The following is a 16,982-nucleotide window of genomic DNA, read 5'->3' as shown; positions in this document are numbered from 1 at the left end:
TATTTCAATTAAAAGCCGGCATTTTTGTTTCTTCAAATTCTTTCAGTAAATTATTAAAAACGGTCTCTACAGGTAAAATTTCATCAATCAGGGCCGAAACCTGGCCTATTTCCAGCTCCCCTTCCTCCATATCGCCTTCAAACATCCCCCGTTTTGCCCTTGCTCTTCCTAAAGCGGTTATCAGAGCTTCGGTATTCCTCCCCGTATTGTAGATCTCTTCAAGCTCACTGAAGAATTTATTTTTTACCATCCTTACGGGCGCCAGTTCTTTTAAGGTAAGATGGGTATCACCCTCCTGAAGTTCTGTAATTTTCTTTTTCCAGTTTTCATGGGCGCTGGCTTCAACGGTCGCTGCAAAGCGGGAGCCTATCTGCACTCCGTCTGCACCCAGGATCATAGCCGCTTTGATCTGAGAGCCCAAAGCAATTCCTCCGGCCGCAATCAGTGGCCTGGAAATATGTTTCCTGACATTGGGGATCAGACAGAATGTAGTGGTTTCGTCTCTTCCGTTGTGTCCTCCGGCTTCAAATCCTTCAGCTACTACTGCATCTACACCTGCATCTTCACATTTCATGGCAAATTTGGTGGATGAAACTACGTGAGCGACTTTCAGCCCTTCTTTCTGAAGCATTTCAGTATAGGTCTTAGGGTTGCCGGCAGATGTAAAGACAATTTTTACTTCTTCTTCCAGAATAATCTGTATCACTTCATCCAGGTTCGGGTACAGCATGGGAACGTTTACCCCGAAAGGCTTATCCGTCGCCTGCTTACATTTTTGAATATTTTCTCTTAAGATATCGGGATACATACTTCCCGCACCTATCAGACCCAAGCCTCCGCAATTGGAAACTGCCGATGCCAGCCTCCATCCGGAATGCCATATCATTCCTGCCTGGATGATCGGATATTTTATATTGAATAACTGGGTAATCCTGTTCTGGTTTTGTTGCATTGCATGAAGTTTTTTAGCTGAATTAAAATCAATAAAATTGCTCATGCTGTAAAAATACTAAAAACAGAGAGTCCAGGGAAGTTCAAAGGCTAATTTTCTGCATAAAAAAACCTTCAGGACACTGAAGGTTTCTGTTTATTTTTTTAAGGATTCCTTTTTCCAATTTCCTTTGAGCTGACAGGTATCGTAACGTCCGTCTATGGATATAAAAGTCGTTGGCAATTGTTTATTGATAAACTTTTCAACCATTTCGCTCCTCTTTTTATTAAGAGCAAGCTCTTTTATCCTGTCATAGTCTGTTTCCAGGGTAATCTGGTGTGCAGGGATCACATCTTCAATTTTCACGATCTTTACCACTTTTCTTTTTCTTTCATCCTGATCTTCAAAAGCGGCTGTGATATCATTTTTATTCAATCCTGCCAATTCATAGGTAATCGTTCCCGGAATACTTTCTCTTTCGATCTTATTAGAGCCATCCGACCCGGGGATCACGCCTGCATTGAATTTGGTTCTTTTGTCATCCGAGAACTTGAATGCAGCATCTTTAAAGCTTATTTTCCCGTCAAGGATCAGTGTTCTGATGCTATCCAGCTTCTTTTTGGCTGATGCCACTTCCTCATCAGTAGGGGTAGCCATCAACAGGATGTGTCTTGCATCATATATCTTCCCTGACTTTCTCACCAGCTGAATAAGGTGGTACCCGAATTCAGTTTCCACAGGATCGGAGATCTCTCCTTCCTGAAGGTTTAGAGCAGCAGCTTCAAAAGGTTTTACCATCTGGCCTTTTGAAATATTTTTCATCAGACCACCGTTGGGAGCTGTCCCTGTGTCTTCGGAATAAATTCTTGCCTGGCTCTCGAAGCTTTCTCCACCGAGGATATCCTGCTTGATTTTTTTAAGCTTGTTGATAAGCTCTTCTTTATGGGCATCCGTAAGTTTAGGATAAACCATGATCTGGGCCAGGGAAACTTCATCCTTTATTTCCGGCAGCTGCATTTTATAGGTATTGTAGAAGTCTGTTACCTCATTCGGGGTAACGTCTGCCTTCTCGGTAATTCTCTGATATTTGGCCTGTCCGTAATATGTATCCGTATCTATCTTTTCTATAGCATTCTTCATTTCATAAGCAGTACGGAATTTATAGGTTGCCAGCATTGTTTTTTCGTCCGGAAACTGGGAAAGCAACTGTGAATATTTGGCATCCGCCTGTTCCTTGATCGCTGCAGAGCGGTTTTCAATAAGGGTATCTTTTTTAGCTTCATAAACAAGAAGCTTGTTATTAAGCAGGTTTTCCAGAAACTCACATTTGTTTATGTTAGAAGCTCCCTGTTGTTTGGCATAGTTCATCTGCTCATTTACGTCAGATTCCAAAACAATCTCATCACCAATTACAGCTGCAATACCATCCACTAGATCTCCCTGTTTTATCTGGGCATTTATCTGCCCCGAGAACAACATTATGAATATTCCAAAGAGAAAAGTGACTTTTAGTCTATTTATCATTTTACTATTTTAAACAAGTTGCAAATTTAGAATTCTTAATGAATTACACTAAATTTTTTATTATAAATATTTCTTAAAAAGATCTGTTACTGTAGTTCAACATCAAAAGTTGTTAATTCTTTAAATTGTCTTAATCTGCTGAACATATCGGATTCTGTAACTTCCTGTATCCTTTCTGTCCCGAATTTTTCCACTGTGAAGGAAGCCATAGCGGAGCCAACGATCAGCGCAGACTTCATTGTATCAAAATCGAATCTGCCTTTTTTAACAAGATAGGCGGCAAATCCTCCGGCAAAGGTATCTCCGGCCCCCGTTGGATCAAAGACTTCTTCCAAAGGAAGCGCGGGGATTGCAAAAACTTTGCTGTCATGGAAAAGAAGGGCGCCATGTTCTCCTTTTTTAATGATCACATATTCAGGGCCCATAGTATGAATTTTTTTGGCTGCTTTCACCAGTGAGTATTCTCCGGATAGCTGTCTTGCCTCCTCGTCATTAATCGTGATCACATCTGTTTTGGAAATCATCTCCATTAGGGTTTCCCAGGCGGTATTCATCCAGAAATTCATGGTATCCAGGATGACAAGTTTGGGACGCTGATTCATTTTCTCAAGCACCGACAGCTGAACGCCCGGGTGTAGGTTCCCTAATAATAAAACCTCGGAATCCTGCATTGAATCAGGAATCTTGGGATCAAAATTTTCCAGCACATTCACTTCCGTAGCCAAAGTATCCCTGGTATTCAGGTCATTATGATATTTTCCTGACCAAAAGAATGTTTTTCCATCTTTTATGATCTCTATTCCTTCTATATTTACATCCCTGCCGGTGAACATGTCCAGGTGTTCCTGTGGAAAGTCTCCTCCCACTACAGAGACGATTCCCGATTTTACGCCTAAAATGGATGAAGCAATCCCGATATAGGTGGCTGCGCCTCCCAAAATTTTGTCTGTTTTTCCAAATGGCGTTTCTATCGCATCAAATGCCACACTTCCTACTACTAAAAGTTTCATATTTTTTTCAAAGTATTTTTTAAAATTAGTTTTTCCATTCAAATGTGTCGAGCAGATGTTTCATATCCTTTTTGATATAATCCACGGCAGGCGCCAGGGAGTCCGGCTTTGGTCTTGAATTAAAATACAGATAGGCAGTCACGAAATGCCTTGTACTGTCTGTAACATAAAATTGAAGGTTTGAGGCACTTTGCCCTTTTAATTCATAGAAATTCCCGTACACTTTTTTATCGGGATATTCAAAGGATTTTGTATCTATGGCACTGGCCTTAATGGTATGCTCATACACCATTTTCTCGGCTTCTCTGATATGGTCTGCGAAATCATTCCTGATGGGATAATAGGTCACAAAGATTTTCGCCTTCATTTTAGGGTAACTCAGATAATACCAGCATGGCTTTTTAGCATCTGTGATCCTGGCAAAGTCTGAATATTCGAATGTGTAAGCACAGTTGTTTTCAAATTTCTGGTATTTCGGTGCGGGATATTCCAGACGCAGCTCTCCGTAAGGCTTGGGCACGGGATCTTTTCCACAGGACAATAGAAGTAAGGATACGAAAATAAAAATGACGTTTTTAATCATTTTGCAAAAGTACAAATAAGATTCAGATTTCGGAAGACAAATTTCAGTCTTTCAGCGAGTTTTGGATATAGTTTTCCAAAGGTTTAGGAAAAGATTTTCCCCTGGACTGCTCATGATCTGTAATGAGGTATTGATTTTCAGCGATAAATTCATTCCAGATCTCTTCCGAGGTAACCTCCACATCATAAATCCCGATGGTTAAATTCTTATGCGTCAGCTTATGGCCGGTGGTTTTCATATTTTTCACAAACGGTTCCAGCTTTCCGGGGATAGCTGACGGAAATTCAAATAATTTCTTCCATATGAAATCACCATTTCTTTGCCTGATCAGGAATCTGCCGTCCCTATGGACAAAATAATACTCAAGATAAAGGTCTTCAGTTTTTACTTTTTTAGTCTTTACAGGAAAAAAAGCGGTTTTATGCAGAGAAAATGCCAGACAATCTTCCTGTAAAGGACATTGATGACACAGCGGATTTTTTGGCTTGCATATCTCTGAACCCAGATCCATCATAGCCTGATTGAAATCTCCGACATTTTCCGGCATCACCAGCCTGGCCAGCTCTGAGAAATAGGTAAAGGCTCCTGAACCTGAAATATCAAAATCATCAGCAAAAATCCTGCTCAGGACGCGGTAGAAGTTTCCATCCACGGCAGGGGTCTTACCGCCAAAACAGATACTGAGTATTGCCGCAGCCGTATATTTCCCGACGCCTTTTAATTTCAGGATATCTTCATAGCCGGAAGGAAAAACACCGCCATGGTCATGCATGATCTGCCGGGCGGCCTTGTGTATGTTGATCGCCCTGGAATAATATCCCAGGCCTTTCCAATATAGCAGAACCTCATCTTCATCGGCTTCCGCCAGGGTCTTTACATCGGGGAATCTTTTGATAAAGTTATTGTAATGGCTAAGCCCCTGACTGATCCTCGTTTGCTGGAAAACGATCTCACAGATCCAGATCTTATAGGGATCTTTAGTCTGCCTGAAGGGCAGATCCCTGGCATGTTTTTTATACCAGTCAAGAAGCCGGTTACCTATGTGAAGAAAGTTTAAATTCCCGTTACTCTTTTCCAAAAAGCCTTCTTATTTATGCCTGCAAAGATACTAATTACTTTCTTTTTTAACCGAATATAGAGGTGCGCCTTTCAGCCATTGATATTTAAGTTTTTTTTCTTCTGCGATAAAGCGGTAGCCTTCCAGCTTTTTAAGGTAAATGTATACTGAAGAATCTTTTCTTAATTTCAGCCTGTGCCCGGAAAGAAACTGAAAGGGATAAGCCACTGCAGAATCCCTGGTTGTCTTTAGTACCTCCCCGGAAGCTACCTTATAGATGAAAACCGGCTTACCACGTCCGGCAGAGCTGTCCGTAAGGCGTAAATCTGAGCTGGCCACCACCAGGTCACTATTGCTGAAGCATTCGTTCCTGTCCATTACATAAGCCCTTCCTTCCTGCCGCTCGTCGGCAAAAAGATCTATTTTATAATGGTCCGGCCTCTGGTACTTTTTTTCACAACCCGCTAACGGGATAAGAAGCAGGAATAAGAAATACATAAGCCTGTGTTTGTTCATATAAATTCTCATCTGATCTGGTGTAGAAAAAAAACCGATGTAAAATTGCATCGGTTCATAGTTGTTAAAAATTTGGTTTATTTATTCCTGAGTATATTCTGCATCCCATTCGTTACCATCGTCACCTTTATGTCCGTCAAGCTTAATCACGAAGCTTTTCGTAGGAAAATAAGGAGTCAGGCGAATGTCGAGCCATACTCTGTCTTTATTTACTTTATCCTGTTCGAAACGGACAATTTTGAATTTTTCAATAAGTTTATCCGGTCCTTTGATGCTATCCAGGAAAGTAACGATCTGTCTTCTCAGGTCGTCTTCATTTCTTGCGTTCCAGTTTTCAAAAGCTCTTCTGTTCAGGAAGTCCAGCAAAACTTTGGTCACATAGTCGAATACCCGGACCACAGAATAGGTCTGAAGCCCGATATTGTCTCCGGTAAATAAGGTTTTTGCTGAGAATGCCATGATTTTACCATATTCATTGACCATAGGAACCAATCCCATTTTTTCCAATTGAGAAATTTCACTTTTCTTCAGTTCAAATTTCACGGCATCCACCTCGTTAATGTTCCCATGTTTTTTACCTGCGGCTACCTGAGACATCAGTGTTTTATGGATTTTTCCTGCCAGTGAAGTGGAAGGTGGAAGCTCCACATTCTCCTCCTCTCCTACTTCTTCCGCTTTTCCGCGTCCTACCAGCCAGTTGCAGGTCATAATCACATTACTTCTGTGCAATTCGCCACCTGTAAGATTCGCGGAATGGAATAAGTCTACAACGTCATCCGGCTTGTCAAGGTTTGCAAAATCCGTCACCATCATTACTTTGTTCTCGTTACAGATTTTAGCCCATTTCTCAACCACTTTATTTGAGCCTAAATACCCCGGAATGGCAAGTATAGAATAGTTGTCCCTAAGGTCCAGGCGATCGTAATAATTCTTGAATTCTTCAGCGACCGCGTCAATAAACAAAGGATTATCCAGATCTGAAACCTGTTCCAGACTGGCATTAATAATATTGACGTTATCTACTTTATCAAGCTCGGTGTTTTTATAGAACTGAGCTACGGTTCTGTAATTGGTTTCCAGCTGGCGAACGGCATCCAGTGTATTTTTGAGATTTTTCTTTAGGTTCTGGTCGGCCTGCTGCGCTTTATTTTTACAGGTTTCCGCCATTTTATCTGCGGATTCGTTACTTTCGAGAAGATTGACCCACAGGTTGATTTTCTGAAGCAATGCTTTTCTTTCGTCGGCTTTATTGGTATCATTAAGGAAAATTTCTTTCCTTGCCTTCCTTGTAGGATTCATATTGGCGATACCGTCCACAACAGATTCAACAAAGCCGAATCCTCCTAGTTTGTTGAGCTCGGCAAGCGGATTACCTTTCGGTTGTCCCGAATGTTGCTGCTGGCCTTGTTGCTGGTTTTCTGCTGGCTGTAATTTACTATCCATGATCTAATGTAAAGTCTTTAATTATTTTTCAAGTTCTTGTGCCACTTCTTTCAATACTTCTACGAAAGCAGCTCTGGTCTGCTCATTTTCCAACATGTTACGCAGAATCTTATTGGTTTTCAGCTGGCGGACAATTTTATTATATTGCTCCTGTTCCATACTAAGCTGCTGTAAATAATTTGAATTCTGGGTAAGATTTTTTGGGGTGAAGTCTGCAAGATTTTGAAAACGGAATTCTTCTTCCACGATATTTCCATCTTCTGTTTCATGCTGTACTGCTACGGAAGGCTGAAAATATCTGAAGACATCATCCACAGTCTTTAATCCTGTTACAATTTCAGGGGTATAAGGTTCATCTGTTGTAAGCTGGCTTACTATCAGTGTTTTATTTTCCTGGATCTCCTGAATAGCTTCATTAGCGTCTACTTTTACCTCGTTTCCGCCAACACCATAATTAAACATTGCCATATTATTATTATTTTGAGATTTACCATATTGATGTGAATTGCTCTTTCCTGCATCAAACAAGTGACCAATCCAATGTTTAAATTTAAAAAAAAACTGTAACATACAAAATTTTGTTAAGATTTTTCTTGATATATTTAATTTAAATAGCTATCTATCAATCCGAAACCGCCATTTTATGTTGTCACTAAGCTATGAAAAAAATAAATAAAAAACGCATCGTTTTTTCCGATGCGTTTCCTTCTAACAACTTTTGGCCATTACCAAATTTTTATTCTTTCCTCGGGAGCTTTATATAGCTTGTCTCCCGGCTTGATGTCAAATGCTTTCATAAAGGCATCCTGGTTTACCAGCGGCCCAAACGCCCTGAAATATCCCGGAGAATGCGGGTCTATCTTCACCTGGTTTACCATATACTGATCGGTTGATTTTGTTCTCCATACCGTAGCCCAGCTCATGAAGAATCTCTGATCCTGGGTAAATCCGCTGATAAGTCCCGGGTTACCATGATCTTTAAGGTACATCTGAAGGGCATCATATGCTACCGCAACGCCACCCAGATCCCCGATATTTTCGCCGCTTGTAAATTTACCGTTCACAAAGCTGCCTTTTACGGGCTCATACTTGTTATACTGGGCTGCCAGCTGAGCCACTTTGGCGTCAAAATTTTTACGGTCGCTCTCTGTCCACCAGTTATTCAGATTACCATCCCCGTCAAAACGTGAGCCGCTATCATCGAATCCGTGGGAAATTTCGTGCCCGATTACAGCTCCTATTCCGCCAAAGTTTACAGCAGCATCTGCTTTAGGATTGTAGAAAGGCGGCTGGAGAATTGCAGCCGGGAATACGATTTCATTGTTTGAACCGCTATAATATGCATTCACGGTTTGCGGGGTCATTCCCCATTCCGTTTTATCAACCGGCTTTCCTACTTTGTCCAGGCTTCTCTGGTATTGCCATGCTGCCACATTCTGAAGATTGGAATATAATGTTGCACCCTGTTTTGGTGATTCAACCTTTAGTTTGGAATAATCCTTCCATTTATCCGGATATGCAATCTTTACAGTGAATTTAGACAGTTTTTCCTGGGCTTTTACCTTAGTTTCAGGAGACATCCAGTCCAGATCAGCAATATGGTTTTTGAACGACTTCAAAATATAATCGATATAGGTTTCCATTTGCTGTTTAGCTTCCGGAGTAAAATATTTTTCAACATAGAGTTTACCGAAAGCCTCCCCGAGTACCCCGTTTACCAGAGACAAACCTCTTTTATTCATCGGACGCTGTTCTTTTTGTCCCTGAAGGTATTTTGAATAGAAGTCAAATCTGATCTGCTCCAGATTCTCATCCAGATTACTCGCATTACCGTTGATGATATGGTATTTCAGGTAATCCTTCAACAGGGGAAGATTTTTCTGGGTTAGAAACTGATCCATATTCTGGTAATACTTCAGTTCGCCGATAATCACCTTATCACTGTTCACGCCTGCATCTTTTAAATATTGGGCCAGGTTGATATTTTTAACAAGACCGGACAGCTCGGAAACGTTTTTAGGATTGTATCTTAAATTGGCATCCCTGTTTTGCTCCAATGTCAATAGATAGTTGGCCAGCTGCTTTTCAAAGGCTACCACGTTCTGTGCCGTCTGGGCAGAATTTTTATAGCCTAAAACATCGAACAGCTTAGCTACGTAGTTCTGGTATTCAGCCAGGGTTTTTGTATTCGCTTCATTTACCTTTTGATAATAATCCCTTCCCAGACCCAGATCAGGACCGCCAAGGTATACGGCATTCATTTTGGAGTTCTTCATATCTGCTCCCACTCTCCATCCGTAGAAAGAATTATCTCCCAGTCTGGTAGCTTCCAGCAGGTATTTCTGAAGATCGTTAAGGTTCCTGATTGCGTCAATCTTAGCCAGATCTCCTTTGATGGGATTAAGGCCATCGGCATTTCTTTTAGCCGTATCCATAAAAGAGGCATACAGATTTTGAATTTTCTGTCCTTCAGATCCCTCGGGGTATGTTTCAGATAAAATTTTATTTAAAATATCCAGAGAGGCATCATCCACATTTTCTCTTAATGCATTGAAAGAACCCCAGCTTGCCTTATCAGAAGGAATTTGGGTTGTTTTCACCCAGTTTCCGTTAACATAGCTAAAAAAATCATCCTGCGGACGAACGCTTTTATCCATATAAGATAAATTGATCCCTTCTTCTTTGACTTCTTTCACGGGCTCTGCAACAGCTGCCGTGGCTTCGGCCGCCGGCTTGGGCGCCGTATCAGCTGTTTTGGCTGTACCACACGAATTTAAAAATACCATACCTGAAAAGGCAAGTATTCCGATATTTAGCTTTTTCATTAAAAATAATTTTTGATTTTAAACAAACTTATCAAATATACAAAATTCATCCATAAGTTTATAAATGATCGCTAATTTAAAAAGTAAATTGATGGTGATCTCCCAATGGTGCTAGCACAGGAGCCTGTCACTTCGAGTAGTGCAACGAAGTGGAGCGTATCGAGAAGGATAACAGATTCAGTGACCAGACATACTTATTGCCTGATCGAACTATAAAAAAGCCGCTCATTGCTGAACGGCTTATATATTTACCAGATTTTGATTCTTTCTTCCGGCCTTTTGTATAATTTGTCTCCTTCTTTTACATCAAAGGCTTTATAGAAGGCATCTACGTTTGTCAACGGACCGAAGCTTCTGAAATATCCCGGGGAATGCGGGTCTGTTTTCACCTGGTTGATCATATATTTCTCACTGGATAATGTTCTCCACACGGTTGCCCAGCTCAGGAAGAATCTCTGATCCTGGGTATATCCGCTGATAGGGCCAGGATTTCCGTGGTCTTTCAGATACATCTGCAACGCATCATAAGCGATATTCACCCCTCCTAAGTCTGCAATATTCTCCCCGTTGGTGAATGTTCCGTTTACGAAAGTTCCTTTTACAGGTTCATATTTGTCATACTGAGAAGCCAATGCTTTTGTAGCTTTTTCAAAATTGGCCTTATCTTCAGGAGTCCACCAGTCTACCAAATTTCCGTCGGCATCAAACTGCGCTCCAGAATCATCAAACCCGTGGCTCATTTCATGGCCGATCACCGCTCCGATAGCTCCGAAGTTTACGGCAGCATCGGCTTTAGGATTGAAGAAAGGCGGCTGAAGGATAGCAGCAGGGAATACGATCTCATTATTTACCGGGTTATAATAAGCATTTACCGTTTGCGGAGTCATTCCCCATTCTGATTTATCCACCGGTTTTCCTATTTTATCCAGATCTCTCTGGTATTGCCATTCTGAAATGTGCTGAAGGTTTTTATATAAAGTTCCTCCTTTGGCTTCAGCAATGATATTTAATTTAGAATAGTCTTTCCACTTGTCCGGATAAGCTACTTTCACAGTAAACTTGTTCAGCTTGTTCATCGCTTTTTCTTTCGTTGTGGCAGACATCCATGTCAAGTTATTGATATGCTCCGCGAAACTTTTCTTTAAATAATCGATCAGCTCGACCATCTGTGCTTTAGCTTCTGCCGGAAAATATTTTTCCACATAGAGCTTACCGAAAGCTTCTCCCAGGGATCCGTTGATCAGCTCATATCCTCTTTTGTTAAGCGCTCTCTGCTGTTGCTGACCTCTCAGGTATTTACCATAGAAAGCAAATTTCATATCCCCTAACTTTTCGCTCAGGTAAGAAGCGCTTCCGTTGATCATATGGAATTTCAGATAATCCTTGATTACAGGAAGGTTCTCATTGCTTACCAACTTATCGAAGTTTTTATAATAGTTTATCTCCCCGATAATTACCTTGTCCGTATTTACGCCTACTTTTTTCAAATATGCAGGAATATCAGCATTTTTCACCAAAGCTGAAAGCTCAGCCATTGTTTTAGGGTTGTACTGAAGGTTGGAATCGCGGATCTGTTCGTTGGTCAGATAAGTCTGGACGATACTTTTTTCATAGTTTACGATAGCCTTTGCTGCCTCATCAGCATTTTTATATCCTAATTCCTTCAGCATAGAGGCTACATACTTCTGGTATTCTGCCAGTGTTTCCGTATTTTTTTCGTTTACTTTCTGATAATAGTCTCTTCCTAATCCCAAAGAGGCATTACCGAGGTAAACCGCATTCATTTTAGAATCTTTAAGGTCTGCATCTATTCCCCATCCGTATAAAACGTTTTCTCCATCTTTAGTTACAGAAATAAGATAATTTTGCAGATCGTTAAGGTTTTTAATGGCATCAATTTTATTCAAATTATCCTGGATAGGCTTGATACCATCTGCATTTCTCTTATCCATATTCATGTAAGTAGCATACAGATCCTGGATTTTTTTACCTTCACTTCCTTCAGCAAATTTATCTTTCAGAAGAGAGTTCAGAATGGTCATTGAATTATTGTCCGTATCTTCAGCCAGTTTATTGAAGCTACCCCAGGTAGGTTTATCCGCCGGAATTTTAGCTGTCTTCATCCATGTTCCGTTCACATAATTATAAAAATCATCCTGTGGACGAACTGTTTTGTCCATTAGGCTAAGGTCAAGACCTTTATCTGTTAAGCTCATAGCTGTTTTATTTGATTTAGACTGAGCTATCACGGTATTCTGTGAACAAACTCCTGCTAATAAAAACAAAGAAAGTGTTAATTTTTTCATTACAATAACAATTTTACAATAAGTATTTCTTTTTTCTGATTTGTTACTTAAGACAAATAAATTTAAACAAATATCAGGAAGCCGTTATTTTTTTACACACCTGCTCTTTTTCAATACTTTTTTTAAACCTCTGAGCAATACGTTACGGCAACCAAAAATTGATACTAGATCCTATGAATCACTCATCAGTAGCTCTGCCAGGTCCTGAATAATTTTCTGAGACACAAAATTCATAAAATCAGTTCTATCCAGATGTGGGAGGTACAGTCTAGATGTTTCTTCTTTATCATTTATCCTGATGGTATAGTAAACTGTTCCTACTTCTTTGCCGTCTTCACCTTTCCCGGGGCCGGCAACTCCTGTCGTGGATAATGAAATATTGGTGTCAAATAATTTCTGACAGCCTTTTGCCATTTCCTGTGCAACCTGTTCGCTTACAACAGTATATTTATCAATAGTGGCCTGGGACACTTTTAAAATATCAACTTTTTTTTCAGTGGCATAGGAAACAATTCCGCCAATAAAATGTTTTGAGCTTCCGGGATTGGAAGTTATCATTTTGGCCAGCTCTCCCCCTGTGCAGCTTTCTGCTACAGAGACGGTCATTTTTTTCTCGTTCAAGATATCAGCCAATATTTTTTCGATCTTATCTTCAGAAGTAGCGATAATACGGTCACCAATCAACGGAAACAGTTTAAGGACTTCTTTTTCCAGCTGCTGTTTCAGCAATTCTTCATTCTCACCTTTTGCCGTAAGCCTAAGCTTTACACGGGTACCGACGGGCAAGTATGACAACGCAAGATTCTCCGGCAAGGCAAGTTCCCAGTCTTCAATGGTATCTGCAAGAATGCTTTCAGGGATGCCTACCACGGAAACAATTCTTGTGACGATATGGCTGAGACTGTATTTCTGCTTCAGATACGGAATAATCTGATCTCTGATCAGAGGCTTTACTTCATAAGGTACACCCGGCAGGCTGAAGCACAATTTCCCATCCTGCTCCATCATCATACAAGGTGCGGTACCGTAATGGTTCTGGAAAACTGTTGATTTCCGGGGAACAAAGGCCTGCTCCCGGTTTCTTTCCAGGATCTCCAGGCGTCCCCGCTTTTCCATATATTTCTTAAGATGCTCGAAAGTAGCTTCATCCAGGGCAATTTCATCATTAAAAAATTCGGCAATCGCTTTTTTTGTTTTATCATCCCTGGTGGGGCCCAGGCCACCGGTTGTAATCACCAGGTCTGCTATATCAAAAGCATATCCTAAAGTATTCTTAATAGTTTCAACCTCATCAGAGATCGTAAAGATCTGTGAAACGGAGATCCCTATGTTTTTAAGTTCGGTTGCAATAAAATTGGAATTGGTGTCTATGGTATTCCCTGAAAGGATTTCATCTCCGATAGTGATCAGAACAGCTTTATCCATAAATAGTTTTGAAAAATTCTTATACAAATGACGGAAAATTCTCTTTGACAGGCAATATAAATTGATTTTTTCTATATCATGCCGCTATGGATGATGCATTATGAATAATTCCGAAGGGCGTTGAAAAGCAAACTTTAAAATCAGGAAAAGTAAAATTGCTGATTAATTTTAATGATTATGTTTTACCCAGATCAGTTCATCCGTGCTATAACCGATCCTCTTCGCTTTCTCCAGGAAACGTTGCCTGATGCTTTCGGGAATTGCTGTGGTACGGGACAGTATCCAAAAGGTATTTCAGACTGCTTCCGGCAACCAATGCATACTGGTAATTTTCATCAATATCAATAACGTTATAGCCGGTCCAGAATGGTTTGAAGAATGACACTTTAAGCCGGGCCTCCGTTTTATTTTTTACAAACCTGGCTTCTCCCGCTGATTCCTTCCATTCTTTTTTAATGTAATCGTACCCTTTATTTTTTATCCGAATGGTTCCGTCAGGATTTTGCGTATAGGCAGCCGTAACGTTATCCATATTTTTCTCAAATTTATAATCCAGACGTGCGATCTCATACCACTTTCATAAATATTTTTCTGCATTAAAGCCCTTTACTGCTTTTGCTCCCCTGGGGATTCTCACCGAACAACGGCTTATGATCGCTAACCCCAAAACTCCTATAGACACAGGAATTGCAATTTTTTGAAAAGTTTTCATAATAATATTGTTTGTGATGATTATAAACGTTCAAAAACAATGCCCGGGTGATAAACAAAAAAATCCTATGAAAAAACTCTGAGGAAATTTTCTTTAAAACTGCCCGAGACCTCTATCTCAGTATGATCTGACAGGGTTACCGTACCGCTTTTATGGTAGGATCTTACAAAGCCTGTATTGATGATGTGCGAACGGTGCACCCTTACAAAAGGATATTCCAGAAGGTCATCAAAATGTTTCAGAAAGCGGCATACCATTTTCTTTGAACCGTCTGTAAGGTATACCTGGGTAAAGTTTCCGTCTGCCTGCAGCCTCAGGATATCTTCTGTTTTCACGACATCGAAACCCTGCAGAGTGGGTAGAATAAGCTGCTGCTTTTCCGGCTTCAGCTTAAGGTTTTCAAGCAGGATTTTATTCCGGTTCAGTTCTTCTTTTTTTTCAATGCTTTCCGCTACTTTATTAACTGCTACAATCAGTTCCTGAATATCAATAGGCTTTAAGATATAATAGCTTGCAGATTTGTTCAGCGCCTGCAGGGAATATTGGGAAAATGCCGTAATAAAGATTGTTTCATAAGAAAAATCTTTCGTAGCTTCCAATACATCGAAAGCATTCCCGAAAGGCATCTCCACATCCAGGAAAACCAGCTGAGGATGTTTTTCCATGATCAGCGGGACCGCCTGTTTGATATTCTCTGCTTCACCAAGAATTTCCACCTGAGGGCAGTATTTGGTGAGATAATTTTTCAGGACATCCCTCGCAATCACCTCATCGTCTACAATTACAGCTTTTATTTTCATTTCCGGTATAGGGTATATTAAATATATCACTATTCGCCATCATAACTTACAGCGCATAGCTTATCTCCACCAAAACTCCCTGTCCTCTTTTTTTATCCGTAATTACACATCGGATATCATGATGGTAAAGGTCGTTCAGCAAGGCGATTCTTTCCAGCGTATTTTTCATTCCGCGGCCTTCTCTTGTTTTCTGATGTTTTGTTTTTTGTTTTTTACTTTCTTCAATTCCTATTCCATTATCTTCAATGGTAATTTTCAAATGCCGGCCGTATTTTTCAAAATACAGTTTTAAGAACCCTTTAGTCGTTCTGTAGCGCAATCCGTGCCAGATTGCATTTTCCAGAAAAGGCTGTACAAGCATTCCCGGAACCTGAAGGCTCTGCATATTCAGATTTTCATCTACCATGATCTCATAATCAAATTTATCTGAAAAACGCGTTTTTTCCAGTGCCAGATAATTCTGTAACAGATCCAGCTCCTGCTGGAAAGGAATAAAATCTTCTGTGGAATTTTCCATTATTCCGCGCATCAGCTTTGAAAATTGGGTTAAATACCGGTTAGCTTCCAGTTCGTTATGAGTAGCGATAAATTGGTTGACGCTGTTTAAGCTGTTAAAGATAAAATGCGGATTCATTTCCCGGCGAAGCGATTGCAATGCGATCTTCTTATTTTTAATCTGAACTTTTTTCAAGGTTCTGAAAATAAAGATTACCAAGGCTGCCAATAAAATCAGTACTCCTATCAGGCTGTAATTAAATATGTTTTTTTTACGGATGAGCTCGTCTTTTAATTCTTTTTCTTTTTCCAGCTGTAATATCCTTTGTTCGGTGTCTTCCAGGACCTTATTGTCTACAAGGCTTTTGTCCCTGGCAACCAGACGGGGCAGTTTTCCTAGAAAATCTCTGTAAAGCTGAACGGAAGCATCCGTATTTTCTGAAATATTGTAGAGGCTGTCCAGCTTTCTGACACTTTTCTGGGCTTCCAGCGTATGGCCTTTTTCTATGGCAATCCCATAAGATTTTTTCAATAAACGAATGGCTTCATCTGTATCATTTTTCCTGATATAGATATCTGCCAGCTCTCTGATCTGCTCTACTTCTTTTTTTGAATTCTCTTTTACGAAATCCTCTTTCAGGACTTTCTTTTTGGCTTCGATCGCCTTATCAAATTTTTTATTCCCGATATAAAAGTCAGTCAGTTTCTGATTGATTTCCAACGCCTGCTGAGGAGCCTGCTCTTTTGAAATTTTATAGGCATTGTTCAGGTTTTCTTCCGCTTTCGGGATATCTTTCTGCTGAATGTTAATATCAGCCATCTGGCTGTAGCCTGCTGCAAGATCGGCCTGATCATTCTCCTTTTCACTGATCCGGATATTGTCTTGAATAGCTTCCGCTTTTTTTTCCGGGGATGTGGAGGAAAGCCTTGCCACATCATTGGTATTAATGACTCTGCTTTTAGAGTATCCAACTTCCGCAGCTCTGCTGTAATTGGCTATCGCAGGGGAAATCTTATTTTGCTTCTCCTGGGATTGCGCCAGCCTACGGCTTACTTTTTCAATATTGGATTTATCGTTCAGCTTTTCATAGATATTTTTGGCCCGGGTGAAGTATTCCTCACTTTTCTCAAAATTCCCGTCATTAAAAAATGTTTCTCCGATATTGTAATAAGAATCGGCTTGTGCAGACTCATCTTTTTTATCTACGGCCTTTTCAAGTCTTTTACTCTGGATTTTTACTTTGTCCGCGATGGTTTTTTGGGAATATAGAATATTTCCTGAAAGAATAAGAAGGAAGACTGCAAAAATTCGGAGCATGTTCATAAAACAAAGATATACATATCTATATTTATCT

The 16,982-nt window shown here is 40.3% G+C and carries 14 protein-coding genes and 1 pseudogene; all 15 read right to left on the bottom strand.

What is annotated here, in order from left to right; all coding sequences use genetic code 11:
• Positions 1-4 precede the first annotated feature (4 nt).
• On the bottom strand, positions 5-952 hold the full coding sequence (locus ABMQ40_RS02135) for an NAD(P)H-dependent flavin oxidoreductase (RefSeq protein WP_370896041.1): 948 nt from the start codon (positions 950-952) through the stop codon (positions 5-7).
• A gap of 135 nt (positions 953-1,087) precedes the next feature.
• Positions 1,088-2,455 carry a peptidylprolyl isomerase gene (locus tag ABMQ40_RS02130; protein ID WP_370896039.1) on the bottom strand — a complete coding sequence of 456 codons (1,368 nt, stop codon included), beginning with the start codon at positions 2,453-2,455 and terminating at the stop codon, positions 1,088-1,090.
• 86 nt (positions 2,456-2,541) lie between these two features.
• Positions 2,542-3,465, bottom strand: a complete 924-nt coding sequence (locus tag ABMQ40_RS02125) for a PfkB family carbohydrate kinase (protein ID WP_370896037.1) — start codon at positions 3,463-3,465, stop codon at positions 2,542-2,544.
• 25 nt (positions 3,466-3,490) lie between these two features.
• Entirely contained in the window at positions 3,491-4,048 is a 558-nt protein-coding gene (gene gldD / locus ABMQ40_RS02120; protein WP_370896035.1) for a gliding motility lipoprotein GldD, read from the bottom strand.
• Between the two features lie 43 nt (positions 4,049-4,091).
• Positions 4,092-5,126 carry an A/G-specific adenine glycosylase gene (gene mutY, locus ABMQ40_RS02115; RefSeq protein ID WP_370896033.1) on the bottom strand — a complete coding sequence of 345 codons (1,035 nt, stop codon included), beginning with the start codon at positions 5,124-5,126 and terminating at the stop codon, positions 4,092-4,094.
• 30 nt (positions 5,127-5,156) lie between these two features.
• Complete coding sequence (locus ABMQ40_RS02110) at positions 5,157-5,603, bottom strand: hypothetical protein (protein WP_370896031.1); 447 nt, start codon at positions 5,601-5,603, stop codon at positions 5,157-5,159.
• A gap of 99 nt (positions 5,604-5,702) precedes the next feature.
• The gene (locus ABMQ40_RS02105) at positions 5,703-7,064 is read right to left on the bottom strand and encodes a DUF5458 family protein (protein WP_370896029.1); all 1,362 of its coding nucleotides are present in this window, start codon (positions 7,062-7,064) and stop codon (positions 5,703-5,705) included.
• Between the two features lie 21 nt (positions 7,065-7,085).
• Positions 7,086-7,532 (bottom strand): hypothetical protein, encoded by a 447-nt coding sequence (locus ABMQ40_RS02100; RefSeq protein WP_370896027.1) that lies wholly within the window; start codon positions 7,530-7,532, stop codon positions 7,086-7,088.
• Positions 7,533-7,789: 257 nt separating this feature from the next.
• A complete protein-coding gene (locus ABMQ40_RS02095) occupies positions 7,790-9,889 on the bottom strand; it encodes a M13 family metallopeptidase (RefSeq protein ID WP_370896025.1) in 2,100 nt (699 codons plus the stop codon).
• Between the two features lie 248 nt (positions 9,890-10,137).
• Positions 10,138-12,195: a M13 family metallopeptidase gene (locus tag ABMQ40_RS02090; RefSeq protein WP_370896023.1), complete on the bottom strand. Its 2,058-nt coding sequence runs from the start codon at positions 12,193-12,195 to the stop codon at positions 10,138-10,140.
• 171 nt (positions 12,196-12,366) lie between these two features.
• Positions 12,367-13,620, bottom strand: a complete 1,254-nt coding sequence (locus ABMQ40_RS02085; protein WP_370896021.1) for a CinA family nicotinamide mononucleotide deamidase-related protein — start codon at positions 13,618-13,620, stop codon at positions 12,367-12,369.
• A gap of 168 nt (positions 13,621-13,788) precedes the next feature.
• Positions 13,789-13,869, bottom strand: coding sequence for a hypothetical protein (locus ABMQ40_RS02080; RefSeq protein WP_370896141.1), 81 nt, complete (start codon positions 13,867-13,869; stop codon positions 13,789-13,791).
• Positions 13,870-13,972: 103 nt separating this feature from the next.
• A pseudogene (locus ABMQ40_RS02075) lies at positions 13,973-14,152 on the bottom strand (lipocalin family protein); the annotation flags it as partial.
• Between the two features lie 245 nt (positions 14,153-14,397).
• A complete protein-coding gene (locus ABMQ40_RS02070) occupies positions 14,398-15,132 on the bottom strand; it encodes a LytR/AlgR family response regulator transcription factor (protein WP_370896019.1) in 735 nt (244 codons plus the stop codon).
• A gap of 46 nt (positions 15,133-15,178) precedes the next feature.
• On the bottom strand, positions 15,179-16,951 hold the full coding sequence (locus ABMQ40_RS02065; protein WP_370896017.1) for a histidine kinase: 1,773 nt from the start codon (positions 16,949-16,951) through the stop codon (positions 15,179-15,181).
• Between the last annotated feature and the right edge of the window lie 31 nt (positions 16,952-16,982).

The organism is Chryseobacterium gossypii, assembly GCF_041361455.1.
Taxonomy (GTDB): Bacteria; Bacteroidota; Bacteroidia; order Flavobacteriales; family Weeksellaceae; genus Chryseobacterium; species Chryseobacterium gossypii.
The sequence above is the reverse complement of the archived record's forward strand: the minus strand, read 5'-3'. Positions and strand labels throughout refer to the sequence as shown.